23 protein-coding genes and 1 tRNA gene are annotated in these 25,226 nt (G+C 58.5%); 12 read left to right on the top strand and 12 right to left on the bottom strand.

What is annotated here, in order from left to right:
* Positions 1-8 precede the first annotated feature (8 nt).
* Positions 9-1,337, bottom strand: coding sequence for a hypothetical protein (locus AGR1_RS18215; protein ID WP_149147785.1), 1,329 nt, complete (start codon positions 1,335-1,337; stop codon positions 9-11).
* 489 nt (positions 1,338-1,826) lie between these two features.
* On the opposite strand from AGR1_RS18215, the gene AGR1_RS18210 reads away from it, so the two are divergent.
* The 4 genes from AGR1_RS18210 (at position 1,827) to AGR1_RS18195 (ending at position 7,257) form a co-directional block, all read left to right on the top strand.
* Entirely contained in the window at positions 1,827-3,062 is a 1,236-nt protein-coding gene (locus AGR1_RS18210) for a glycosyltransferase family 4 protein (RefSeq protein WP_149147784.1), read from the top strand.
* 161 nt (positions 3,063-3,223) lie between these two features.
* The gene (locus tag AGR1_RS18205) at positions 3,224-4,708 is read left to right on the top strand and encodes a lipopolysaccharide biosynthesis protein (RefSeq protein ID WP_149147783.1); all 1,485 of its coding nucleotides are present in this window, start codon (positions 3,224-3,226) and stop codon (positions 4,706-4,708) included.
* Positions 4,696-6,021 (top strand): polysaccharide pyruvyl transferase family protein, encoded by a 1,326-nt coding sequence (locus AGR1_RS18200; protein WP_149147782.1) that lies wholly within the window; start codon positions 4,696-4,698, stop codon positions 6,019-6,021. The genes AGR1_RS18205 and AGR1_RS18200 overlap by 13 nt, the downstream gene beginning before the upstream one ends.
* Positions 6,022-6,030: 9 nt before the next feature.
* Positions 6,031-7,257 carry a glycosyltransferase family 4 protein gene (locus AGR1_RS18195; RefSeq protein ID WP_149147781.1) on the top strand — a complete coding sequence of 409 codons (1,227 nt, stop codon included), beginning with the start codon at positions 6,031-6,033 and terminating at the stop codon, positions 7,255-7,257.
* A 71-nt stretch (positions 7,258-7,328) separates the two neighbouring features.
* Here AGR1_RS18195 and AGR1_RS18190 read toward each other — a convergent pair whose 3' ends face one another.
* From AGR1_RS18190 to AGR1_RS18180, 3 genes are all read right to left on the bottom strand, one after another.
* The gene (locus tag AGR1_RS18190) at positions 7,329-8,120 is read right to left on the bottom strand and encodes a metallophosphoesterase family protein (RefSeq protein WP_149147780.1); all 792 of its coding nucleotides are present in this window, start codon (positions 8,118-8,120) and stop codon (positions 7,329-7,331) included.
* A gap of 189 nt (positions 8,121-8,309) precedes the next feature.
* Positions 8,310-8,915: a transglutaminase-like cysteine peptidase gene (locus AGR1_RS18185; RefSeq protein WP_149147779.1), complete on the bottom strand. Its 606-nt coding sequence runs from the start codon at positions 8,913-8,915 to the stop codon at positions 8,310-8,312.
* 140 nt (positions 8,916-9,055) lie between these two features.
* On the bottom strand, positions 9,056-9,355 hold the full coding sequence (locus tag AGR1_RS18180; RefSeq protein ID WP_246669671.1) for a hypothetical protein: 300 nt from the start codon (positions 9,353-9,355) through the stop codon (positions 9,056-9,058).
* A gap of 343 nt (positions 9,356-9,698) precedes the next feature.
* Between AGR1_RS18180 and AGR1_RS18175 the strand changes: the two genes are divergently transcribed.
* Positions 9,699-10,256, top strand: coding sequence for an HNH endonuclease (locus AGR1_RS18175; RefSeq protein WP_003585610.1), 558 nt, complete (start codon positions 9,699-9,701; stop codon positions 10,254-10,256).
* 30 nt (positions 10,257-10,286) lie between these two features.
* On the opposite strand, the gene AGR1_RS18170 is transcribed toward AGR1_RS18175, so the two are convergent.
* The gene (locus AGR1_RS18170; RefSeq protein WP_035264342.1) at positions 10,287-10,802 is read right to left on the bottom strand and encodes a disulfide bond formation protein B; all 516 of its coding nucleotides are present in this window, start codon (positions 10,800-10,802) and stop codon (positions 10,287-10,289) included.
* A 267-nt stretch (positions 10,803-11,069) separates the two neighbouring features.
* A tRNA-Leu gene (locus AGR1_RS18165) sits at positions 11,070-11,154 on the bottom strand.
* 296 nt (positions 11,155-11,450) lie between these two features.
* On the opposite strand from AGR1_RS18165, the gene uppQ reads away from it, so the two are divergent.
* Entirely contained in the window at positions 11,451-12,086 is a 636-nt protein-coding gene (gene uppQ, locus AGR1_RS18160; RefSeq protein WP_080795370.1) for a polysaccharide biosynthesis GNAT family N-acetyltransferase UppQ, read from the top strand.
* Between the two features lie 54 nt (positions 12,087-12,140).
* Here the strand turns inward: uppQ and AGR1_RS18155 are convergent, their stop codons facing one another.
* From AGR1_RS18155 to secA, 5 genes are all read right to left on the bottom strand, one after another.
* Positions 12,141-13,412, bottom strand: coding sequence for a GNAT family N-acetyltransferase (locus AGR1_RS18155; protein WP_080795373.1), 1,272 nt, complete (start codon positions 13,410-13,412; stop codon positions 12,141-12,143).
* Positions 13,413-13,420: 8 nt separating this feature from the next.
* Positions 13,421-14,836: a Wzx-type polysaccharide biosynthesis protein UppV gene (gene uppV / locus AGR1_RS18150; protein WP_149147777.1), complete on the bottom strand. Its 1,416-nt coding sequence runs from the start codon at positions 14,834-14,836 to the stop codon at positions 13,421-13,423.
* 57 nt (positions 14,837-14,893) lie between these two features.
* Complete coding sequence (mdoC, locus tag AGR1_RS18145) at positions 14,894-16,096, bottom strand: glucans biosynthesis protein MdoC (protein WP_149147776.1); 1,203 nt, start codon at positions 16,094-16,096, stop codon at positions 14,894-14,896.
* Positions 16,097-16,177: 81 nt separating this feature from the next.
* A complete protein-coding gene (locus AGR1_RS18140; RefSeq protein ID WP_080795382.1) occupies positions 16,178-17,071 on the bottom strand; it encodes a DMT family transporter in 894 nt (297 codons plus the stop codon).
* 135 nt (positions 17,072-17,206) lie between these two features.
* Complete coding sequence (gene secA, locus AGR1_RS18135) at positions 17,207-19,915, bottom strand: preprotein translocase subunit SecA (RefSeq protein WP_080795386.1); 2,709 nt, start codon at positions 19,913-19,915, stop codon at positions 17,207-17,209.
* 242 nt (positions 19,916-20,157) lie between these two features.
* Between secA and AGR1_RS18130 the strand changes: the two genes are divergently transcribed.
* The 6 genes from AGR1_RS18130 to AGR1_RS18105 all read left to right on the top strand — a co-directional run bounded on the left by AGR1_RS18130 (position 20,158) and on the right by AGR1_RS18105 (position 24,314).
* Positions 20,158-21,021 (top strand): peptidylprolyl isomerase, encoded by an 864-nt coding sequence (locus AGR1_RS18130; RefSeq protein WP_080796595.1) that lies wholly within the window; start codon positions 20,158-20,160, stop codon positions 21,019-21,021.
* A 76-nt stretch (positions 21,022-21,097) separates the two neighbouring features.
* Entirely contained in the window at positions 21,098-22,339 is a 1,242-nt protein-coding gene (argJ, locus tag AGR1_RS18125) for a bifunctional glutamate N-acetyltransferase/amino-acid acetyltransferase ArgJ (RefSeq protein WP_080795389.1), read from the top strand.
* Between the two features lie 18 nt (positions 22,340-22,357).
* A complete protein-coding gene (locus AGR1_RS18120; protein WP_149147775.1) occupies positions 22,358-23,134 on the top strand; it encodes a GNAT family N-acetyltransferase in 777 nt (258 codons plus the stop codon).
* Positions 23,131-23,544 (top strand): 8-oxo-dGTP diphosphatase MutT, encoded by a 414-nt coding sequence (gene mutT / locus AGR1_RS18115; RefSeq protein WP_080795395.1) that lies wholly within the window; start codon positions 23,131-23,133, stop codon positions 23,542-23,544. Before AGR1_RS18120 ends, mutT begins: the two co-directional genes overlap by 4 nt.
* A gap of 172 nt (positions 23,545-23,716) precedes the next feature.
* On the top strand, positions 23,717-24,031 hold the full coding sequence (locus AGR1_RS18110; RefSeq protein ID WP_080795399.1) for a hypothetical protein: 315 nt from the start codon (positions 23,717-23,719) through the stop codon (positions 24,029-24,031).
* 94 nt (positions 24,032-24,125) lie between these two features.
* Positions 24,126-24,314 carry a Flp family type IVb pilin gene (locus AGR1_RS18105; RefSeq protein ID WP_080795401.1) on the top strand — a complete coding sequence of 63 codons (189 nt, stop codon included), beginning with the start codon at positions 24,126-24,128 and terminating at the stop codon, positions 24,312-24,314.
* Between the two features lie 18 nt (positions 24,315-24,332).
* Here the strand turns inward: AGR1_RS18105 and AGR1_RS18100 are convergent, their stop codons facing one another.
* On the bottom strand, positions 24,333-25,214 hold the full coding sequence (locus AGR1_RS18100) for a methyltransferase domain-containing protein (protein ID WP_080795403.1): 882 nt from the start codon (positions 25,212-25,214) through the stop codon (positions 24,333-24,335).
* Positions 25,215-25,226: the final 12 nt, after the last annotated feature.

The raw sequence follows: 25,226 nt of genomic DNA, 5'->3' as shown, positions 1-25,226 counted from the left end.
CGCGTCATTCAGAAAACTTCCAGAACCGTAAGCTGGTCGCTGACGGAAAGCCGGTATTGGCCGCTTTCCTGCGTCATTGTCTGCTGGCTCACGGAGCCGTCATCGCGGAAACGGTGTGCGATAACGTGATTGTGCTGGCCGGCCACCGAAAATGTCGTAATCCGTTCGGCGGGCGGGTTTTCGATGCGGGCCGGCCACTGCCAGCCGGAAATCCCCAGCCAGACAGGCACGAGCAGAGCACCGTCCGGTCTTGTAAGGTGCAGGGCCAACCTTTGGGAATCGGCGGTGAGGAAATCGAGCTGTCGTTCCGCCGGTTCGGTCTGCCGTTCCGCCCTGCAAAGAGAAAGAAGGGTACGAACGGCCTCGTAAGCGGGGGTGCGGCTTAGATCATGGCGCAGCAGGCCGAAGGAGGATTCCGGGTTTGTCTCATCGGCGGCGAAGCTTGAAACCATTTCATAGATGTAGGACCGGCGGATACCGCTGATGAAGCACCAGAGCAGCATGCGCGGCATATAGCGCGCTTTGATGCCTTCGGTGACGGGGAAATGAAATGTCCCGGTCTGCAGAGAGGTATGGTAACCCATTTCCGTGGCGAGCACCGGCCTGCCGGCCGCTATATGCGCCGAAGCGGCGACGGATTTCGAAAGTGCCCCCGGACCGGTCGTTTCGGGATGCTCCATCCCGGCGTAAGGGTGGATATTGCCGTAGTCGCAGGCATTTTTCAGGTCCAGCGCCAGCGCTCTGTTCGACAGGACGTAACTTGGCGCCGCGACGGGCAACGCACTCAGGCGCGGAACCGAGCGGATGGTGTCGTGCAACGCCGCCTGATGCTCCGCCGAAATGCGCGGAGCATTTTGCGGGTCCTTCGTCAGGTTGGGTTCATTGCTGCCTTCGAAAATATCGATACCCGCGTCGCACCAGTCATAGAAATCCGTGAGCCTGTCGAGCGGCGTGGAAACGTAAGGATTGAGATTGTCGTAACAGATGACGGTGAGGCGAACGCCAGCCGCCACGATCCGTCGCAGGCGCTGAAAGACGGGGCTGTCGCGACTGTCTCTCGCGGCGATGAGCCCGTCGTCGCGCAGATGCCGGACGCCCAGCGCTTCGAGCTCGGGCACGATCCGGTCGAACCGTTCCGGATAGACGCCCGTGGGGCGGGTGAAGTGACCGCACACCCCGACACTGTCCAGAAAGGCTTCGGTACTGGCGGAAGCAAGTCTCTGCGCCCTTGCCGAAGTAGCGTGAAGACCCGAGGCGGCGACCAATGCAAGGGGTGCTGCTGAAAGCAGGTTGCGCCGCGTCAGGCCACCCATCGCGGCCGGCGTTCTTCCATTCATCTGCGCCTCCTTGCATGTCCGGGGAAACGATAAGACAGACGCCGTCACATGGGCGTCGCCGTTTGAATGGCGGTCACGGTTGCCCGGTCTCGATATCAGAATGGTCCGGAAATCTTGGCATGTGCGGCCGCCCAAAATCCATCTCTTTGAAATAAAATGATATTATGAATTTCAGTAAAATCATTGCCTGCAACGCAACCGATTTTTACCGGCTGCCTGCGCTTTAAAGTGGCTAAATCGTAACACGAGGCCGGTTCTTTTCGCAACACCGCATGGCTTTTGCCGCGCCGCAAAAAAAATCACTTGAAATAGCGTCGATTCCCGTGCTTTTTGAAAAGTACATTTTCGTAATTCATATTTTCAAACATTAGTTCCGCTCCGGCTCTTTTATTTTTGCAGATGTCTCATTGGTCTCCTGGAATGAGGGGAGACGAACGAGCCGGGATGGACGCCATAGATTTTCGATGAAGGAAAACAGAGCGTATCCGCATGAGAATTCTCCATCTTAGCAGCCTTTATCCGCCGCATATCGTTGGTGGATGCGAACGCTCGGTCGAACATCTCGCCGAGGAACTCGTCGCCATGGGACATACGGTCGGCGCCGCCTGTATCGAGCGGCAGGCCGAACCGAAAACCATGCGCAACGGCGTCTCCGTCTACCGCATGTTCCACAACAATGATTTCTGGCTCGAGGACTGGCCGCAATATTCGCCGCAGCAGCGGCGCATGCAGAAGCTCAAGCAGCAGTGGAATTTCGACGTCGAAAAACAGTTCGAGGCCGTCCTCGACGATTTCAAGCCTGACGTTCTCAACACCCATTCGCTGCTGGATGTGACGACGCTGGTGTGGCGGGCGGCGCATAAGCGCGGCATTCCGATCATTCACACGATCTGCGAATATGATCTCCTGTGCGGCAACGCCGCCATGTTCAAGGGCGGCAAGCCCTGCGAGCACATCCATCTCGGCTGTCAGGCGGTGAATTTCACCAAGAAATTCACCCAGCGTTATATCAGCGCTGTCGCAAGCGTCGGCACTGAAATTCTCAAGACGCATGTCAATCACGGGCTTTTCCGTCACATCCCGGAAAATCTACGCCGCGTTATCTTTTATTCCTGCACGGTTCCGGAGGGCGATCCGGTCGCCCGCCGGCAGATCGACCGCACTGGCCGGCCGCTGACCTTCGGTTATATCGGCCGTATCAATACGGAAAAAGGCGTCGGCAACATGGTCGATGCCTTCAGGGAAATCGGTCACGGCAACTGGCGCTGTCTGGTCGCCGGCCATGCGATGGACGATTCGATCGAGCGTTTCACGGCTCAGGCCGGCGATCTGCCGATCGAATTCGTCGGCTGGGCGAAACCGAAGGAGTTTCTCGAAGAGATCGATGTGCTCATCGTTCCATCGTTCTGGGCCGAGCCTTCGCCACGCACGATCTACGAGGCTTATGCCATGGGCGTGCCGGTCATCGGCGCAGCCTCCGGCGGCATTCCTGAGCTGATCGGCGAGACCAACCATGACTGGCTGTTCGAACCGGGCAACGCCACCGACCTTGCCGCCCGTATCCGCCGGGTGCTGACGCTCTCGCGCGAAGAATTGCCGACGGAGGCCGATTTCGGAAACATCGTCGAGGAATCCACCTCGCGTCGGGTCGGCGAAAATTATGTGAAACTCTATGAGGACGTGCTGGCGAGCAGCAGGCAAAGCCGAACCCTGCGTGCATCTTAACCGGCAACGGACCCGGTCCGTTGCTGCGGTTTTCTTCAAAGGAGAGGGCATATGGCGGGAAGCAATAAGGGCAGCCTCCGCTTTCACGGCCTGGGCGTCGACTGTTTTGCGGCCGCTGCGCATGTTGCGTCGACGCGGCCGGGTTTACGGATGGTGGATTGATGGCCGAAGTTACGTCGATAGGCAATGCCGCCCTGAAAGGCGTGTTCTGGTCCATCGTCCAGAACTGGGGCGGCAAGCTTTTTACCTCCATTCTCTTTATCGTTCTGGCCCGTTTCCTCAGTCCAACCGATTACGGCATGGTCGCCACCGCGGGTCTGGTTCTGATGCTAATCCAGATGGTGTCGGAATTCGGATTCGCAGATGCGATCGTCCAGAAACGCAACCTGGAACCCGGCGACGTTAATCTGCCCTTTTATGCCTCGGTCACGGTCGCAACGCTGCTGGCCGTCGCTGTCTGCGTGTTTTCACCGGAACTGGAACGCTGGTTCGAGGTCGAAGGGCTGGCGCCGGTCATTGTGGCGATCTGCATATTGCTGCCGCTGAACACGGCATCGATGTTTCAGGAGGTGAATTATCGCCGTGCTTTGGCTTTCAAACCGCTGGCAATCAGAACTTTCATCTCGAACATCGTCGGCGGCGGCGTGGCGATTGTTTTCGCGATCATGGGCATGGGCGTCTGGAGCCTCGTCGTGCAGACCTATGTCGCCACCATCGTCACGCTGGTCTGGCTCTGGCGAAAACCGCATTGGTTGCCGGGCGCCACTCTCAATCCCGTCACCTTCGTCGAACTGCTTCGCTTTGGTTCGTCGGCGCTCGGCCTTCGTATCGTCGATTTCGCGGCCACGCGCCTGATCGATTTCATGATCTTGGGACGTTATGGCGTGGCCGTCTTCGGGCTCTACACCGTTGGCAGCAGGCTCTATCAACTTCTGATGCAATTGCTTCAGGCGGCGCTCTATGACGTCTCGCTGACGGTGCTTTCACGCGTTTCGCACGAACGGGAACGAATGGCGGCGCTCTACAAGCAGTTGATCACCATGTCGGCGATCTTCTCGACACCAGTCTTTGTGCTCGCCGCGGCATTGGCGCCAGAAATCTGCAACGTCCTGTTCGGTAGCCGCTGGCAAGGGGCAGATGAGGTGGCGCAACCGCTGCTTCTGCTAGGCGCGCTGCAATGCGTCCAGTTTCAAAACGGTCCTTTTCTTTCTGCGCGTGGCAAGCCTGGCAAAGTACTGATTGCCGGAAGCGTGAAGGCGATTTCTACGATCCTGCTGATTTTGCTCGTTCCGACAAACGACATTAAAGAAATCGTTGCTGTATATGTCCTCGGGCAAGTCACCTCTACTCCTTTCACGTTTTTTTATGTCGCGCGAGAACTTGGCATTGGTCTAGGGAAAATCTTCCTTCTGCTCCTGCCGAGCTTTGCATCCAGCGGATTATGCTTTCTGCTCGTTTACTGGATGCGTCCTGAGGTTAGCGCGTTTGGGATGGGCGATTTCCTATCTGGACTCATGCTCGGGTCCATTTTCGTTGCGACTTATTCTTTTCTTTTAGTCCTGACCGCGAGGAGCGAAGCCAGATCTGCCATCACGCTCCTCACGAGCAAAATAATTTCTCGAAAGGAAAGAGAATGCGCAAGCTAGTTAAGAAGATCATGCCGGCACCACTTCATAAGAAATGGGTGAAATATAACGAGCAGCGAAACGGCGATGTGATAATTCGGCAGCTCTTTAAGGATCTGCAAGCGTTGAAACGCAGTATCAAACCTGTTGCTGCGGGAACGCAACTCAGGCGGATTTTGATCGTAACGGGTGACCCCGTAACTCTTTTTGGGTCCATCGGTGACGATGCAATGATTACGGCCACTTTACAGCAAGCTCGCGCGAGTAATCCTGAAGTCGAAATAGATATTCTTGTCGAAGGATCGGATTCTGTCGGCCCTGCCCTGGAGAGGGGCTTCACCCCCGTGGATATCTTTGGGAAACCTGATTTTATAAGAGCTTTGGCTCAACAATTCGTGGCGCGGAATTATGACTGTGTTGTAGTGGTCGGTGCGGATGTCATGGACGGATATTACCACCCACTGGTAAGTGCGAAATTTCTCGCCAGCGCGGATCTGGCCGCGGCCGCCGGAATTAAGAGTGTCATCCTCGGTTTCAGTTTTAATGAAACGCCTTCTCCCATATTGGCCATGTTCTATCGAACTCTGCATCCGGGAGTTTCACTCAACGTACGTGACGCGGTCTCCCTTGAACGTCTTAACTCCTTCGCGAAAACAAATGCAGCACTTGTTGCCGATTCTGCCTTTAGTCTCATTCCATCAGAGCCTGATCTGGAGACGCGTTCATGGATTGAGCGAAAGCGGGCTGAAGGCTTCAGAGTAATGGGCTTCAACCTGCATCCCATGTTGTTTAAAAACGCAGATCAAGTGCAGGTTGATGCGATTATCCGGCATGGAGTGGAAGCGCTTAAATTTGTCGCCGAGGAAAGACCGGTATGCTGGTTGCTCATTCCGCACGATTACCGGGAAGGCTTTGGCGACCAGGCTTGCCTCCAGGCCATTGCTGAACTCGTCCCTGCTTCGCTTGCAGACAAAGTTCGGTATCTTGAAGGTGAGTGGCCTGCGCCTGTTCTGAAAGGGGTCGCGGGGCAACTCGATGGCCTTGTCAGCGCACGCATGCACCTTGCCATCGCGGCGCTGGGCAAAGGTGTGCCGGTTACATGTATCGCCTATCAAGGTAAATTTGAGGGGCTATATAAGCATTTTCGTCTTGCCGCATCCGATCTTCTTTCGCCGTCTGCGTTTTATACCGAGGAGGGTATCACAAGTACTATGATAAAGTTCGTGGATCACGTTGATGAAATTCGCGAAAACGTAAAGAATAAGCTGCCCGAGGTTCTTGAACTTTCCAGAAGAAATTTTCAGCTGTTTGAAACATTCTCTAGACAGGCGTGAGACATTCAGGTGAAAGTTGCGTTCGTCTCAGCCATTCCCGCCGTTCCCGCGTCCGAGGGCAATCGCAGCCGGATTCTCCAACTGACGCGCGCCGTTCGCAGCCTGGGACATGAGGTGCATTTCGTTTATGTTGATACCCCGATTGCCGCCGATTTCGATCCGGCCGCGCATGAAGCAGAATTCAGTTCCGGGCACCTGCATTTCGTATCACGGCAGCGGAGCGGTTTTAAAACACGGCTTATCGGGGATTGGGGTTTCGAAGCTGAGGTGATCGCGTTTCGAGCCGTCCGAAAAGTCCACCGCCTTCTCGGTCGCGACAGCGGTTTTTATAATCACCTCGACGAGTTCTATTATCCCGAAATCGGCCGGCAGGTTCGGGACCTTCAGCACCGGCTTGGTCTCGATGCCGTCATTGTCGAATATGCTTTTCATTCGCGGGCGTTCCTGGGGTTGCCGAAGGGGGTGCTGCGCATTCTCGACACCCATGATTCCTTCGCCGACCGACACAAGGCTTTCGTCAATACCGCGAACAAATATGGATACTGGTTCTCCGTTCCGCCAGCCGTGGAGGGTAGGGCTTTCCGCCGTGCGGACGTGGTTGTCGCCATTCAGGAGGAAGAAGAGCGGACGTTCAGGCAGCGGCTGGACAAAGAGCCGCCGGTTGTTGCGACCGTCAGCCATATTCTCGATCTCGGTGGAAGAGTGGAAGACTTCACACCGAGCGACTTCCTGTTCCTCGGTTCCGGCAACGACGCCAACATCATTTCACTGAAAGGGTTCGTGCAGAACGTCATGCCGCTGGTCAGGGCGGCCCAGCCGGATATTCGCCTGGTTCTGGCGGGCGGCATATGCGGCAAGATCGAAGACGGGGAGGGCATTCTCAAGCTCGGTCGCGTGGATAATTTGAAGGACGCTTTCGCGCGCGCGCCGCTCTCCATCAATCCCATTACGCTCGGAACAGGCATCAATATAAAACTGCTCGATGCCCTGGCCGCCGGTGTTCCGACGATCAGCACCCGAACAGGTGTGCGGGGGCTTTCGGAACGATACCGGCGCGGCGTGGTCATTGTGGAAGATAATGACCATCGGGCTTTCGCAGACGCGATCCTGCAGCTCGCCTCCAGCCGCGATCAGCGGCGGGAACTGGGAAACAGGGCGTTTGAGGACGGCGTTGAATGGAATCGCCGGCAAATGGCGGTCCTTGATGGTATTCTGAGTGGCAGGCAGGCTGGTTGAAACCAAAGCCCTGGCACCGCCACCGGTTCTTGTTCAGTTAGTGCGGAATAATGCGGGTGAGCAACGCGCACTCAACCGATCAGGTGCAAGCCCGCATCCGAAAGCCTGAGAACAGTAAGCCTGCCCGTGGTGAATGCACCCGTGTCGATGCCGATCCGTTGCGGGCCGGTTTCCGGTTCCGTCACCGGCGTATGGCCGTGGATGACGACGAGGTCCAGCCCGGCCCCCTGCGACAGGAACGGCTCCCTGATCCAGAGCATGTCCTCGTCCGTCTGCGCCTCCAGCGGCAATCCCGGTCTCAAGCCGGCATGCACGAAAATATTGGGTCCTATCCGGGCGTAGATCGGCAGGCTGGATAAAAGCTGGCGGTGGGTCTGCGGAATTGCGCCGAGCAGGGCGTCCCTGAATGGCTGCAGTCTCAGGCGGCCCTTTCGCAGGAAATAGTCGATATCCACACCGTAGGATAAAAGCGTCTGGCGGCCGCCGAAGTCCAGCCAGTGCATATTCTCCTGGGGATTTTCGAGAAAATCGTGGAAGAGCTGCTCATGGTTGCCGCAAAGCGCAATACGGCGCAGCGGCGCGGGCGGCGGCTGCAGCAAATGTTCGAGAACGCCACGGGAGTCCCGTCCGCGATCGACATAGTCGCCGAGGAGAATGACCAGCGCGGGTGAGGGGTCGGGTCCCAGATCGGCAAGAATTTTCCGCTCCGCCTGCAACAGCAGGTCGAGGCTGCCGTGCACGTCGCCAATGGCATAGATAGGAAAAGAGGCCGGCTTGTCGCCGAGGTCAATTCTGCGCCGCCTCCGGTCGTCGTTGGGGGCTGGTTGTTTACGGCCGCGAATCCAGTTTAGCACCTTGGGCATAGGTGCCGATACTGCCTCTCCCGCACAAGGTCAAGAGCGTTGAAGGCGGCTGTCGCATTACCCGACAAAGCTGCGTTGGCGCGCCGATTTTGCGGAAAAGAAAACCCTCTTCGATGTCCGAAAGACATGCCGCCCTAAAACCGGCAATGCAGGCCGCCCGAAAGGGCGGCTTTAGCCAGAAACCATGTTCTAGAGTTTAAGCCAGACGCGCGGGTCCTCGTGCGACTGGATCTTGATCCATTTCAGATTCACCGCTTTCCATGGCTTGACGACATTGGTGCGGTTATCCAGCACCAGATCGCCCTGGCTGGTGCTGACGACCAGAACGGCGTGTCCCGTGCCGTCCGTCGTGCGGGCTGTGGCGATGCGCAGGGCGCCTGAGGGCCAGCCGGCGCGCAGGAGACGTTGCCGCTTGGTCACCGCGAAATCCTCACAGTCGCCGCTTGCCGGGTTCAGTTTCCAGTCGTCTTCGCCGTCCTGTTCGCTGGCATAGATTATCGACGTGTTGATCTCGGCGTTGATGCGCTGGAGTTCCGCGCGCTTCTGTTCGCTCAGTTCTACCATATCGCGGTCGCCAATCCGGAGGCACTGGTCGGCGGCGCTCTCGCAGAATTTCGCAAAGGCAATGGGCGCGATGGTCGGGCGGCTGGTCGTCATGAACTGGCCGGGTCGCGATGCGCCGGGTTTCTGGGTGAGGCCGCCGAGCTGGACGGCCGATGCTGTTGTCGCAATACTTGCCGCCACACCGGCAGCGACGGCAAAGATCTTTGCCAGACGGATTGTTCTCTTCGCCATGTCGTTGCCCCTGCACAATTATCTTGTGCCTGACACCATAGCCACCCATTCTTGCGGGCCGTTTAAGTCGATAGATTGCATTTTAACGAAATCTAATTTTGCCAAAGCGCGCTGAAAAAGCTGGAAAACGGGGTTCGCGCTTACCTGCAGCGGGTTCTCCCCTCTGTGTCGACAATACAGGTTTGTTGCGGGACAGCGCGCCTGAGTTCACGCTGTGTATCGGGGGAGGCGCGGTTTGCCGGCGGCCGGTCGTAATTTCGGTAAATTTCGAAATTGCGGCCGCCGATCGTTCCCTGCGCTCCGCCGCGGCCATCCGGCGTCACTTCGTAATTCTGGTACTGCTGGGCATGGACGCACGCGGAGAGACCGATCACGGCGATGAGGACGCTGGCCGCGAGGCTGCCCCGCAATGCTGCCGCTTGCCGCCTGCCCAACTTCATGACCGTTCCTCCATTGACGAAATGATGGACGCCGCCGCACATTTGCCATGCCCGGCGCGCATTGATTTTCCAATGGTCCGTCGGGGGTAATCATATCACCGATATTGCGTCCGGTGTGAGAAGGATTTGTGTCTGGCAAGGGCCGAATCGCCTCCCTGCCGCATCGGCCCGCGGTGTCCCTGGCCAGGAGGCTTCACCGTGCTGCTTGATCGTCAGGAATGCGAAAAACGCCATTTCAGGGCTCAAAAATTAAGCTCTTCGCCGCTGCATTTATAGGCTTCACAATCCTGTAACAACGGACCTAATATACAAGTGCAGATGCCGAATCGCTCAGGAGAAGCCCTTGACGATTGCAGTTTCACCACAGGCCCTGCCGGCGCTCGTTCTGAACGCAGACTACAGGCCACTGAGTTATTATCCCTTGTCGTTATGGTCCTGGCAGGACGCGATCAAGGCCGTCTTTCTAGACCGTGTGAACATCATTGCAGAATATGATCACGCGGTGTCGTCCCCCAGCTTTTCCATGCGGCTGCCGAGCGTCGTCAGCCTCAAGACCTATGTGCAGCCTACCCGCAACCCCGCCTTCACCCGCTTCAACGTTTTCCTTCGGGACAAGTTCGAATGCCAGTATTGCGGCACGCGGGACGAATTGACCTTCGACCATGTGATTCCCCGCGCGCATGGCGGTGAAACCACCTGGCACAATGTCGTTGCTGCGTGCTCTCCCTGCAACCTCAAAAAAGGCAGCAAGCTTCCCAAGCAGGCCGGCATGTTCCCGGCGCAGAAGCCCTTCCAGCCCACGGTTCAGGATCTGCACAATAACGGGCGGCTGTTCCCGCCCAATTATCTGCACGAAAGCTGGATGGACTATCTTTACTGGGATACCGAACTGCAGCCCTGATCTTTTAAGGACTGCAACGCGGTTTTCCGCTTATCGGCTTTTACGGCTTGCGCCAAAAAAAGCGACTGCCGCAAGTGCAACGCTTGCGATGACATTCCAGCCTGCGAAGGAAAGGCCGAGCACCCGCAAGGCGGCGTCGTTGCAGGAGGGCGCCTTGATGGCGTTCAGATTGCCTAGCAGATCGCCGGCATTGGTGGTGATGGAAGGCGCCCCGGTGGCGCAGGTGATCGGCCCTTCCCAGAAACCCCATTCCACACCGGCGTGATAAACGCCGAGCCCGGCGCCGATCAGCATCGCTACACCGATAAGGGCAAGAAGCAACCGGGTGATCTGAACCGGCAATTTGAAGATGCTGGTCGCAATGGCCAATATGCCCAGCGGAATGGCGTAATAATAGGGATCGCGCTGCAGCAGGCACAGCGCGCAGGGCGTATAACCGCCTATGTGCTGGAAACCGAGGGCGGAGCCGACGGTGAAGATCATTCCCGCCGTGACGCCGAGAGCGGCGAGCGTGCGGCTATTATCGGCGGTGGTCGCATTGGCCATGTTGTTTTCCTCAAACTTCGAAAAGAAGCAGATATCCCGGACGGGCTTTCAAAAAGGCGGGCGTGATGGCGAAATTAAGTCGCCGGTCCTCACGGGGGTGTAACGGGATTCGTCTAATCGAGTCCGCTGCATCTGGCAAATGAAAGCCCGGCAATGTTCGGGAGCGCGTAAGCAAAGTTTCGTGAGCTTGTCGGCGGCGGTAGGCCATTAAAGAATTTACTGCCGCGTGCGGGGCAAAGCCTAGAGAAATCAACGTAGTTTTGGAAATGGTACCCCAAGCCGGGATCGAACCAGCACTCCTTTCGGAACCGCATTTTGAGTGCGGCGCGTCTACCAATTCCGCCATTGGGGCAACGGTGGTAATGCCACGGCGTCTATCATGCTCAAGGCCATGCGTGCAACCCCAAAGCTGACTTATCCTTTTGAATTGCGCGTGTTTGCGTGCGCGGTTTTCCGTCTTTGCCGGGCCGCCGTTCAAAATGTTGCGGACGGTGGCTGTGCCGGATCGCGACACCTGCAGTTGCGGCATTAGGGTAATATTAGGCGCCTCTAATAAATTAGAATATACGCAATTACTAATTGAATTATGATGCTAGCGTGGAGTTTCCACGCGGGGGCGGGAATGGCCAAACTCATAGGGAGGAAATTATGAGGGCTTTTTCTCGCAATTTGTTACTGTCCGCCTGCCTGATCCTGCCGGTCCATGCTCATGCGCTGGATATCGGGCTCGGTGGTGAGAATGGGGTCAACGCCAGTGTTGGCGGCAATGGCAGCGGTGGGCTCGGGGTCGATGCCTCCGTGGGCGGCAGCAGTGGCGTTAACGCCAGTGCTGATGTCGGCGGCAGGAGCGGCGGCGGGCTGGGCGCGGATGTTAATGCGTCGGTCGGCGGCAGCAACGGCGTCAATGCGGATGTCAATGCATCCGTTGGCGGTTCCAGTGGCGTCAATGCCGGCGTGAACGCGTCCGTTGGCGGCTCGGGCGGCATCAATGCCAATGTCGGGGCCAATGTGGGCGGCTCGAGCGGTGTTGGTCTCGGTGTCGGCGTTGGTATCGGCGGCTCAGGTTCGACCGGTACGCCCGGAAATCCCGGCGGCAGCACCACGAATCCCGGCGGCCCCGGCAAGGTGTCTCCCGGCGCGATGCGCAATGCCCTGCAAGCATATAACGACATGTCGCGGAACGAGCAGATCAAGCTCGCCCGTCGTTGTGTCGATATTCTGGGCGGCGGATACGATGCGGCGCTGACGCAACTGTGCAAAATGATCCGGACGGCCTCGCGCTGAAGCAGGCTTTTCCCGTTTCAGAAACGTCGAAGGGCGCTGCTGGCGCCCTTCGGATCAATTGCCCTTGCGTCCGAAGGACAGGATTTTCTGCCGCAGGCTGCGGGCGAGGTTGCGGGTGTTGCGGTACATGTCCACCTGGGTGGAAACCTGCCGCACGTCCCGGTCGCTATTCTGGGCAAGCCCGACGACCAGCGTGCCCATTTCCTGCCGTTCCTGCCAGAAGCGGCTCATGATCGGATGATCGGGCACGGCGCAGCTGTCGCTGCGCAGAATATTGGCGTCATCCAGATGCCAGTCGGTCAGTTTCTGCACCAGCAGCTTGCCGGGAGAAAATTGGGCATAGTTTTCGTCGAAAGCGGTCTTCCACGTATAGGCTTCGCCGGCTGCGATGAAGACGACCATGGAAGCAATCGCGCTGCCGTTGAGATCGATGGTGTGGATACGCACCGCGTCCGCTTCGGCCAGATTGGTGATCGCCTCGCGGGCGAAGGCGGCGCGATAACGGTCGTTGACCAGCGCGGTGCGCTTGCGGCCTTTCCAGCCGCTCGCCTCCAGCGCCAGAAACTCCTCCATGCGGTAGCGCACGTCCGCTGGCTGCCGGGTAACGGCATAGGAGAGGGGCCCAAGTTTTTCGAGCTGTCGCCACTGCCTGTTCATTTCGCGCAAATGGTGCGGCGCAAGGGCGTTTCGCAGATAGGCCCTGCCGTCGAGAAGGCTTTCCAGCATCGGTCGGTAATAATTGCCCGTCGTCGTCACCGGCAGGTTGCGGCTGAGCGCGATGGCTTTGAACATGCGGGCAAACGGCCCTTCCAGCCGGACATCCGGCAGAACCAGAACGTTCGGCAGACGCATGTTGCTGTCGGACAGCGCATCGAAAAGATTGTCGAGCGTTTCGGCAGCACCTTCGGTGTCGACCAGCGGCGTGCCGAGCGGCCCGAATGGATTGGCCCAGACGCGAATGATGGAGGGACCGATGGAAAAACCCGGCTTTTCCACGGTAAAGGGCATCAGGAAACGCATGCGGCTTCTGGCGCCGTTCTCGTCGCGAATGAGGGCGAAGCGCACGGACTTGTCTTCGATGCGCGGCATGGCGGGTGCGAGAAGCCTTCCGGTGAAGAAGACATTCGCCTCCATGACGCGATTGGACAGAAAGTCGAGTTCTTCCTGCATGTCATAACCGAGCTGACCCGGATAGATACAGAATTCCCGGCCATCGCGGCCCACGCGTCGGCTGCTGTCGGCCACGGGACGGTCACGCTCCGCAGACGCCATCAGCGCCGCGATACGCGGATCCTGAAAATCCGGATTCTTTGGATCGCTGGACATGCTTATCGTTACACCGCCTTCCCAGTGTTTTGACCCGCCCGGGGATCGTTGAAGGCAAAAAGGACGATCCCGAGTGTGCGGCGAATGGCAATATGCAATAGCACAGCTTCTATGCACATGGCTATCGCCACCGCTGCCGCTGCCCCTGCCAGACCATAGACCGGAATGAGCGCCATGTTGAGTGCAATGTTGCAACCAAAGATGATAATATAAAGCGCGACGCACAATTTTTGTTTGCCGGCCATGTTCAGCAATGTTTCTCCCGGGCCGATCAGCGCCTTGGCGAGGAAGCCTGCGAAAAGGAAGAACATCAACTCGTAACCCTGAACGAAGCCGGGGCCGAACAGCGACAGCAGGAACGGGCCGGCCAGAAGCACCACGCTGCCGACGGCGAGCGACGGCCAGAAAGCCCAGCGCGCGGCCTGGCTGGCGAAACCGGCAAGCCCCTGCCTGTCATTGGCCGACATCAGGGCGGCCAGGCGCGGGGCGGCGGCCGCCTGCACCGAGAAAAACACAAATTGCATCAGCACGATGGTCTTGGCCGCGGCAAAATAAATGCCGACCTGATCCGGCGGCAGGTAAAGGCCGACGATCACCACATCGGAATTGGTCATCAAAAAACCGATGCCGTCGATCAGGAACATCGGGAAGGCGAAGCTTATCCAACGGCGGAAATGCACCCTGCGGGCCGTGCTGCGGAAATGCCGGTTGAGCCGGCGGTTCATGAAGGCGAAATGGAAAAGCGTTGTGACATAGGTGGCAAGAAGGGCCGTGAGCATGGCCGTCGTTGCGTTTTTTTCCGCGCCGAGACCGATTGCCACCAGCATGAACAGCAGGATCAGCACCGGACGAACGATGTAGGTGGGGCTAAGAGCGGAGACCGCCCAGCCATTGGCGCGCGCTGTGCCGTTCAGCACATCGCCCAACGCCACCATTGGCAGGGTGAAAAGCGCCAGCGACACGGGAATGAGATAGTAGGAAGCGATGCGCTCGCCAAAGAAATACAGGAAAACGAAGCCGAAGATCGCAAGCGCGCTGGCCGAAAGCATGGCGAAGACACGCGCCGTCGAGGTCAGTCCCATGATCTTGTCGTGGGCGTCCTCCAGACGATAGCCGGGTAAAAAGCGGATGACGGTTGTATGAAAACCGAGACAGGAGAGATTGCCGAACAGGATCACCAGTACCCAGACAAATGCGAACAGGCCGTATTCGAATTCGCCCATCAGGCGGGCAAGAATGATCTGGGAAATGAAGGCGATGCCGGCGCTGACGATGCGCACCGCAAACGCAACGAGCGCCATGCGCTGCGCACGGGAGAGCTCATCTCCGCCGGAAAGAAGAACGGCGACTTTCGCTACCAGCGGCGAAAACTTCGCGCGCAGGCCTGCGGGTAGGGCTTTTTCCGCCGTGTTGAGGATAGCCATGATCCACACGCCATCATTTCCAGTTGAATAGGCAGGCCGATCATACCCCCTCCATCCTTAACGAAGGGTTTGGGACGCGCCGGCCCGTGTACCAATATCGTCCATCACGCGTGGCTTGCGGATGCCGTTGAACAGGAAAAGGGCGAGCGGACTGAGACGTATCGCCTGATGCAGCAAATAGGCCGCCGCCGTGGTGGCCGCGACGATGATGGTGAATTCCAGGATGGGCGGCAGCGCAATGAGGATGAACAGCGTTCCGAAGGCGTAGATGAGCGGATGGTGAAACAGGTAGATAGTGAAGGATGCATCCGTCATGCCTCTGGCAATCCGGTTCGGCCTGTCGAAATAGCGGCAGGCGAGGTCGATCAACAGGCGGCTTGTCGCCACCGCCGCAACTGCCGACACCAGCACCAGCAGCGCCGAATTCGAAAAAGGATGTTGCAGGCGCAAGGTCACCGCCGTCGCGAGGGCGCCCGCCGCGACGACGCCGGTGGGAAGACCCGTCTGGCGAAAGCGGTGAAAGAGGGTGCGGTCACGCTGCAGAAGCGCGCCGATGAGGAAAAATGGCAGGTAACGCGCATAGGGGTCGGAAGCGCGTTCATAAAGAAGAAAAAGGCGGCTTCCGCTCTTTACCGCAAGCAGGCCGGATCCGTAGATCGTCAATTCCCATAAAACAGGCAGGATGCACAGCGCCGCAAAAAACAGGGCGGCATGCCGCTGGCGCAGGCTGCCGAACCAGTGTTTGATATATGCCAATGGCGGACGTTCCGCGAGAAACAGCAGGCCGGCAAGCAGGATCGAATAGAAGATAAGGGCCGGCAGGAACCAAAGATGCATGATCCATTCTTCGCTCGGACGCAGCAGGCCAGGCAGGCTTTCAAGCAACCGGTCAGCCGGGATATCGCCTTTGGCGACGCCGGCCAGTTGCAGCAGGAAAAGCTGTGATGGCCCGAGCAGAAGGACCGCCACGACAAAGGGCACGCCGAGACGCAGGAAACGTTGCCTCAGCCAGCGCATCTTGCCCTTCTTGCCGATGACCATGGTGGAGAAATAGCCGGCAACCAGAAAGAATGACGGCATACGGAAGGTGACGAGCGCAGCACCCAACGCGCTCAGAAGCGGGCTGGTGTCGAAATCCTTGATGTCCCATGGCAGGACATGGCTGTAGAGAAGGGAGGCGTGATAAGGGATGCCGAGCAGCATGAGGAGGGCCCTTAGCGGGTCCCAGTAATGCTCGTAATCTGATTTACCCGGTTGCATTTTCCCCTCGCGCCGTAAGCGCGATCCCGTTTGATCAGCAATGACCAGCACGACTATTGGTGGAAAACGCTAACAAATCCTTCACGCCCCGGAGGGTGTGGGCGGAGCCTTTTTCCTGGGCAGGAGATCGAGAACCAGCGCACAGCCCAAGATGATGATGCCGGCGCCGAAAAGCTGGGGAAGCGATAGCGGCTCATCCAGCACCAGTGCGCCGATGAGAACCGCCACGACGGTCACGGCGAATTCCACGCTGATCGCCCTGGTTGCACCGATCGAGGAGACAAGCCTGAAATAGGTGATGTAGGTCAGTCCGCTCATGACAACCGCCTGTATGAGCAGATAACCGTAATCGATGAAGCGCGGCGTTCCGGGCAGGGGCACGGCCAGAAGAAGCGGTAATGTCATCAGCCCGCCCGTGAGGAAGGAGCCGATGGTGATTTCCCACGAACCCACGCCCTTGAGATGGCGGCTGGCATAGTTGCTGCCATAGGCGGCGCAGATGCAGGCGGCAACGCAGGCGGCGCAGCCGATGAAGAAGCTGGTTGTAACGGGAACCGCGGGAAAGCCGACGAGCAGGATAATGCCGCCGAAGCCGATGACGAGACCGGCAAAGCCCCGCTGCGTCAGACGCTCAAGACCCCATAGCTGTGAGATGAGCATTGAAAAGAGCGGAATGGTGGCCACCAATATGGCCGCCATGGCGGTGCCGACCAGCGGCGTCGCATAGGAAAGGCCAATCAACTGTCCCGCGACGGTTGTTGCGCCGACAACGGCAAAGGCGCGCCAGCTGGCGGAAAATGCAAGCTTTCGGCGGGCTGTAATCGCGATCAGAAACAGGGTGACGGCGGTGACGAGCGAGCGAAGCGTAACCGCGCCGATCCAGCCGAAGGCCTCCACGACATGCAAAAGCAGCAGGAAAGACATTCCCCACGCGAGTGCGAGAAAAACATAAGACGCAAAGTCGCGAGGAGCCATGAAAGCGTTTTCCGAAAGACGATGAGGCTCCCATATTGGAAATTGCCGATATCCGTCAACAGCGATCAAGTGGTGCAACGAAAATCGCCCGCAACCGAAGGTGCGGGCGATCCCAACTTTCTGTCGGGGACGGCTTCAGGCCTGTTCGTAAACGCCGTGGCAGTGCTTGTATTTCTTGCCGGAGCCACAGGGGCACATTTCGTTGCGGCCGATACGGCCCCAGGTGGCGGGGTTTTCCGGATCGCGATCCCCCGCCGGCACGAAAGCGGCCTGCGCGCTCTGTGCCATTTCATCTTCGCCCGTGAGAGGGTCGAGATGATGTGCTGTCATTTCCGGCAGCTCGGGCTGCTGCGGTTCCTGCTGCACGAGTTCAACGCGCATCAGCTGGGCGGTGACGGCCTCGCGCAGATTGGCGAGCAGGGCCTGGAACAGTTCGAAGGCTTCCGCCTTGTATTCCTGCAAAGGATCGCGCTGGGCGTAACCGCGGAAACCGACGACAGAGCGCAGATGGTCGAGATTGACGATATGTTCGCGCCACAGATGGTCGATCGTCTGGAGAATGACCGAGCGTTCCACATAGGTCATGATCTCGGGGCCGAAACGTTCTGCCCGCTCGGCGGCGTATTTGTCGGCGGCCTCGGTGACGCGCTGGAGAATATCGTCCTCGGCGATGCCTTCTTCCTTCGCCCATTCCTCCACCGGCAGGTCGAGATTGAGGAATTGCGCGACACCGGCCTTCAGGCCTGCAATATCCCACTGTTCGGCATAGGCATTTTCCGGAATATGCTTGGCGACGAGCGTTTCGATCACTTCGTGGCGCATATCGGCTGCGGTTTCGCCGATATTGTCTGCTTCCATCAGCTCGAGACGCTGCTCGAAGATCACCTTGCGCTGGTCGTTCAGCACATCGTCATATTTCAGAAGGTTCTTGCGGGTCTCGAAGTTGCGGGCCTCGACCTTCTTCTGGGCGCGTTCCAGCGCCTTGTTGATCCACGGATGAACGATTGCCTCGCCTTCCTTGAGGCCGAGCTTCTGCAGCATCGAGTCCATGCGCTCGGAACCGAAGATGCGCATCAGGTCATCCTGAAGCGACAGGTAGAATTTCGAGCGGCCCGGGTCGCCCTGACGGCCGGAACGGCCTCGTAGCTGGTTGTCGATACGGCGGCTTTCGTGGCGTTCGGTGGCGATGACGTAAAGACCGCCGGCGGCCAGCGCCTTTTCCTTCAGCACCTTGATCTCTGCGCGGATCGCTGCTTCCTTCGCATCAAGCTCCGGACCCGGCTCCATGCCTTCCAGCTCGCGCTCAAGCCGCATGTCGACGTTGCCGCCGAGCTGGATGTCAGTGCCGCGACCTGCCATGTTGGTGGCGATGGTAACCGCACCCGGAACGCCGGCCTGCGAAACGATATAGGCTTCCTGCTCGTGGTAACGGGCGTTCAGAACCTGGAAATCGGTAAATCCTGACTGACGCAGCATATGGGCCAGAAGCTCGGATTTCTCGATCGACGTCGTACCCACCAGAACCGGCTGGCCGCGCTCATGCGCCGCCTTGATCTCGGTGATGATCGCCTGGAACTTCTCCTCGCCGGTGCGATAGACCTCGTCGTCCTCGTCGATACGCTGGATCGGCAGGTTGGTCGGCACTTCGATGACGTCGAGACCGTAGATATTGCCGAATTCTTCCGCTTCCGTCGATGCCGTACCGGTCATGCCGGCGAGCTTGGAGTACATACGGAAATAGTTCTGGAAGGTGACGGAAGACAGCGTCTGGTTTTCCGGCTGGATCTGCACCTTTTCCTTGGCTTCGAGAGCCTGATGCTGACCTTCGGAATAACGGCGGCCCGGCATCATACGGCCGGTGAATTCGTCGATGATGACGATTTCGTCGTTACGGACGATGTAGTCCTTGTCGCGGGTGAAGAGCTTGTGTGCCTTCAGCGCATTGTTGATGTGATGGACGATGGCGACGTTTTCGACGTCGTAAAGCGATTCGCCCTTCAGGAGGCCCGCCTGCCGCAGCAGGTTCTCGAGCTTTTCGGTGCCGTCTTCGGAGAAGTTGGCCGAGCGCTGCTTTTCATCGATTTCGTAATCTTCCGGCGTCAACAGCGGAATGAAGGCGTCGATGGTGTTGTAAAGGTCGGAACGGTCGTCCAGCGGGCCGGAAATGATGAGCGGCGTGCGCGCCTCGTCGACCAGGATCGAGTCGACTTCGTCGACGATCGCGTAGTTGTGGCCGCGCTGAACCATCTGGGCGCGGTCATACTTCATGTTGTCGCGCAGATAGTCGAAGCCGAGTTCGTTATTTGTCGCGTAGGTGATGTCGCAGGCATAGGCCTCGCGGCGCTGGTCGTCGTCCAGCCCGTGGACGATGACGCCGGTCGTCAGGCCGAGGAAGCCATAGAGCCTGCTCATCGTGGCCGCGTCGCGCTTGGCGAGATAGTCGTTGACGGTGACGACATGCACGCCCTTGCCGGCGAGCGCGTTGAGATAGACCGCAAGGGTCGCCACCAGCGTCTTGCCTTCACCGGTCTTCATTTCGGCGATGGCGCCTCCATGCAAAATCATGCCGCCGGTCAGCTGCACGTCGAAGGGGCGCATATGCAGAACGCGGCGCGATGCTTCGCGGGCGACGGCGAAAGCCGGGATCAGCAGGTCGTCCAGCGTCTTGCCATCGGCAAGCTGCTGGCGGAATTCCGCCGTTTTGGCCGCCAGCGCTTCATCGGAGAGCGCCTTGGTGGCCTCTTCCAGCGCATTGATGGCTGCGATTTTGCTTTTATAGGAGCGGACGCGGCGGTCATTTGCCGAACCGAACAACTTGCGGGCTATTCCGCCGAGACTGACCATATTACTGGCCCTTTCTGAAATTCCGTTTTGCCGGGCGCTTTTCTCCGTCACGCCGATTTCAGCATAAATGACGGACTTCGCCCTTCAACGTATCTGGACGCGAGGTTGCGTGACAGATAAGAGGGGGGGCAAATGATGTCAACGGTTCTGCCCGTTACAGAATGGCCACAATCCGGTGTTTGGAAGTTTTTTCAGAGCCGGAAACCATGTCTGGAGCCGGCATTGTCCCCGAAAGGTTCAAAATGTTGCGCTATAATAAAATTGCGGCTGCGGTGATTGTGGCCACGCTCGGCCTCCAGCTTCCGGCTTTCGCGCAGGAAGACAAGGTTGTCGCCAAGGTCGGCGATCTGGAAATCCACCAGTCCGAACTCGACCTCGCCATGAGCAATCTCGACCCGCAGCTCGCGCAGCTTCCCGACGAGCAGAAAAAGGTTGCAGCCCTTTCCGGTGCGATCGACGTCAAGCTTCTGGTGAAGAACGCCAGCGCCGAAGGGCTGGAAAAGACTGAAGATTTCAAGAAGCGCATGGAATTCATCCAGGACCGTGAGCTTCACAACGCCTATTTCCGCAAGCACGTGGTCGACGCCGTCACCAATGACGAAGTAAAGGCCCGCTACGACAAGGAAGTCGCAGCCCTGCCGCAGGAAGAGGAAATCAAGGCCGCGCACATTCTCGTCGCCAGCGAGGACGACGCCAAGGACATCATCAAACAGCTTGATTCGGGCAAGGATTTCGCCGCGCTCGCCAAGGAAAAGTCGACCGATTCCAACAAGGATGACGGCGGCGATCTCGGTTGGTTCGGCAAGGGCCGCATGGTGCCGGAATTCGAGGAAGCCGCTTTCGGCCTCGAAAAAGGCGCCTACACCAAGGCTCCGGTGAAGACCCAGTTCGGCTTCCACGTCATCAAGCTGGAAGACAAGCGTATCGCGCCGCCGCCGGCTTTCGAGCAGGTCGAGCCGCAGGTTCGTCAGCTTGTCATGCGTGACAAGTACGTTGCCCTCATCGAGAAGGCAAAGGCTGACCAGAAGATCGAAATCATGGATGAGACGCTGAAGAAGGGCTACGACGAAGCCACGAAGGAACAGCAGGCTCAGCCGCAGCAGTAAAAAATTCCGGTAACGGGGCGGCTTAAGGGCCGCCCCGTTTCATCTCAGACCCATTCCAGAATTTCAGGCGCTTTCCATGTCCGTTGCCGTTTCCCCGCTCGCTCCGAAATCTTATCCCGATATGCCGGCCCTGCGCGGCGTTCGCATGGCGACGGCCGCCGCCGGCATCAAGTACAAGAACCGCACTGACGTTCTTTTGATGGTGTTCGACAAGCCGGCAAGTGTTGCCGGCGTCTTCACCAAATCGAAATGCCCCTCCGCCCCGGTCGATTTCTGCCGCACCAATCTCGGCGGCGGCGTGGCGCGCGCCGTGGTGGTCAATTCCGGCAATGCCAATGCCTTTACCGGCCTCAAGGGCAAGGCCGCGACCGAATTGACCGCGAAATCTGCCGCCGCTGCCGTTGGCTGCTCCGAGGGCGAGGTGTTCCTGGCATCGACAGGCGTGATCGGTGAGCCGCTGGATGCCTCGAAATTTGCCGGCGTTCTCGGCGATATGAACGTCAGGGCGGAAGCCGATTTCTGGCAGGAAGCCGCCAAGGCGATCATGACGACCGACACCTACCCCAAGGTTTCGACCCGCACCGCCGAGATCGGCGGCGTGATGGTCACGATCAACGGCATTTCCAAGGGCGCCGGCATGATTGCCCCCGATATGGCGACGATGCTCTCTTTCGTGGTGACGGATGCCGATATCGAGCCCGCCGCCCTGCAAGCCCTGCTTTCGGCCGGTGTCGGCCCGACCTTCAATTCCGTGACGGTGGATAGCGATACCTCCACTTCCGATACGCTGATGCTGTTCGCCACGGGTGCAGCAGCGGAAGACGGCCAGGTTAAGGTGACGAGCGCCGATGACGAGCGCCTGTCCTCGTTCCGCACGGCGCTTAACGATCTCCTGAAGGATCTCGCGTTGCAGGTGGTTCGCGACGGCGAAGGCGCGCGCAAGATGGTCGAAGTCACCGTAACGGGCGCGGAAAATGATGCCGCCGCCAAGAAGATCGCTCTCTCCATCGCCAATTCGCCGCTGGTGAAGACCGCGGTTGCCGGCGAAGACGCCAATTGGGGCCGCGTTGTCATGGCTGTCGGCAAGTCCGGAGAGATGGCAGACCGCGACCGTCTTGCCATCTGGTTCGGCGGCGTGCGCGTGGCCGTCAACGGCGAGCGCGATCCGGATTATTCGGAGGCGGAAACCAGCGCGGTGATGCGTCTCGAAGACATTCCCGTGAAGGTGGATATCGGTCTCGGTCAGGGAACGGCCACCGTCTGGACCTGTGACCTGACGAAAGAATATGTTGCGATCAACGGCGACTATCGGAGCTGACCGTTGGAGCCGAAGAGAATGCAGGACAATAAAGCCGTCAATCTGCCGCTGGTTCGCCGTCTGGAAGCCGTCAGCTTCCGGGCATGGCCTGCGTCGTCAGTGATTTATGACGGCAGCTGGCAAATCCGTCTCACGGGTTCACACCCCTCCAAGCGTATCAACTGCGTGGTGCCGCTGGACCCGTCCGATTACGGAAACAGCGCGGTGCGGCTGGAAAAGGCGCGCAAGCGTTTCGAGGATTTCGGCCGCCCGCTGGTGGTGCGCGAAACGACGTTGATGCCGCCGCAGCTCAGGGAATTTCTCGTGAATGACGGCTGGACCGTGTTCGAAGAGGTGGTGGTCATGACAGCCGATCTCTCCGGCATGGAGTTGCCCGAAACGCTTGTCAGCCTGCCGAGCCACGATATCGGCCGTTTTGTCGAGGCGAGCATCAAGGTCAGCGATGGCGACCCGGCGCTCCGTCCGGCGATTGCGGAAATTGTCAGCTCCATCAAGCCGACGCTCGGTCTTTTCATCAATGAGGAAGTGGAAGGCAATCCGCTCGCGACCGTGATTTGTGTGCAGGATAACGACCTTGCCGGCATTCTCTCGCTCGACGTCGTAAAATCGCAACGTAACAAGGGTCTCGGCACGCAGATCCTGTCATCTGCTTTGCGTTGGGCCAGAATAAGCGGTGCAAAAAGCGCCTGGCTGCAGGTTGAGGCCGCCAATGCGCCTGCCATCGCCCTTTATCAAAAATTCGGCTTCTCCGAGGCTTATCGTTATCGCTACTGGCGCAAGGGTTCAGGTGAATGAGCGAGGCGGGAAAAAACATCCTGCTGGTCGCCGCCTGCGCACTTCTCGATCAGGACGGCCGCATTCTTCTGGCGCAGCGTCCCGAAGGCAAGTCGCTTGCGGGCTTGTGGGAATTTCCAGGCGGCAAGGTGGAGCATGGCGAGACGCCCGAGGAAACCCTTGTCCGCGAACTGGACGAGGAACTGGGTATCAAAACCAAGGTCGCCTGCCTCGCGCCGCTGACATTTGCCAGCCACACTTACGAGACCTTTCACCTCCTGATGCCGCTTTACGTGTGCCGCCGTTATGAGGGCATTGCGCATGGCCGGGAAGGACAGGCGATTAAATGGGTGAAACCGCAGGCCCTGCGCGATTACCCCATGCCGCCGGCCGATGAGCCGCTCATCCCTTTCCTGCAGGATCTATTGTAACGTCGGGAAGACCCCGAGGCCTTTTGTGTATTATCCCGTCACAGCTTCGTGAAAATGCCCCGTTTGCAGCGCTTTGCCGTGCCAAAACGGTGCGATGTTAAGAGATCGTTCAGCACCCTCTGGCAGATTGTTAAACTGAAGAAGCGGTAAACTGCGCGCGACGAGGTTGGTGATGAACGAGGATTTCTGGAAGACGGTGGAAGGTCGTCACTCTTATCCCGACAAGTCCCGCCGCACTGGCGCGCTCAACGTGGCGCTGCTTTTCGGCACGGCGGTTATCGCCCTCTCGCTTATTGTCACTCCCATGCTTGCTGGAAAATCCTCCACGCGAGTGGCACAGTTTCCTGACAATTACGACATGATCAGCACAGGCTCCATCAAGAAGACCGATGTGGGCAAGACCTATTCCATCCGCCGCAGCATCACCCAGCCGATGCCGGAAACGCCCTGCGTGGTCACGGGTTATAGCAACAAAAGCGGTTGCTGATCGTTTACCATCAACGGTAACGGATTCCTCACATCGCCGACATAGGGTAAAGCTGATTTCAACAGGGCAGAAGCCGGTTGTCGCAACGCACCGGATGGCGGATGGGGAATATCCTATGCTGCATTTTTTTATCAATTTTTGCAAAAGCGAAGACGGTGCGACAGCGATTGAATACGGCTTGATCGTCGGGCTGATTTCCGCCGCCCTCATCGCTGGCGCAGGCAGCATCAGCAGCAATATCAATGCCGTGTTTCAGTTCATCGTAGACACTTTGGCGAGTTGAAGCCTTTCGGCTGATCGCTCAGGACAGCTTCACCTCGGTCGTCTTTAAGGCATCGGCAAGCCGCACCTTGGCGGAACCGGGTTTCAGCGGTTTCTGCTGGCTTTCGTGAGGCGCCCAGCCTGATACATAGATGATGGAAAATGTCGCCCTTATCCGTCCGTCAGGATCGGAATATCGCTCGGCGTAAAGCTCCGCCGCGCGCAGAAAAAAAGCGCGGTTGAGCGGCTTTCTGCTGCGGCTTGCCAGTGGATTGGCCATGCCCATGGCGCGCAGGTCGCGCATCAGCGGGAAAATCGAATCGTAACGCACCGTATAGCTTTCCGCATCGGTCACGGGGAGCGCAAACCCGGCACGCTGCAAAAGCGCGCCGACGTCTCGTACATCGGCGAAAGGAATGACGCGCGGGCTGGCGCCGCCGGTCAGTTCAGCCTCGGCCGTCAGCAGCACGTCTCGCAGTTCGTGCAGGGTGCCGCTGCCGGGAATGGCGCCGAGAAACAGGCCGTCCGGTTTTAATGCCCGCCGGATCTGGATCAGCGCGCCGGGCGTATCGTTGGTCAGATGCAGCGCAAGCGGTGAAACGATGAGATTGGTGGAGGCCTCTTCAAGCGGCAGATGCTCCATGGAAGCCGCCTCGGGAATATTCGCATCCGTCGCAAAAGAGCTCTCGGTTTCGATACGGCGAATGGTATCCACCTTGCCGGTCTCAGCCAGACGTCGTGCCGTGACGCCGGTTCCGCCGTGAAGTTCGATTGCGGTCTCGAACTGGCGCTCGACAATGGCAAGCCTGTCGGCCAGCTCTTCGGCTGCCATATCGAGAAGAAACAGGGCCTTGTCGTCGCGCCTGGCCCACGCCCGGTGACGGTTTTGTTCGATCAGGGCCTGGTCAAAGAGAATATCCATTGTCTTGCCTGC

This window comes from Agrobacterium sp. B1(2019), from assembly GCF_008274755.1.
In the GTDB taxonomy this organism is placed as follows: Bacteria; Pseudomonadota; Alphaproteobacteria; order Rhizobiales; family Rhizobiaceae; genus Agrobacterium; species Agrobacterium salinitolerans.
Note: the sequence above shows the minus strand (reverse complement) of the source record. Positions and strands in the feature narration are given on the sequence as shown.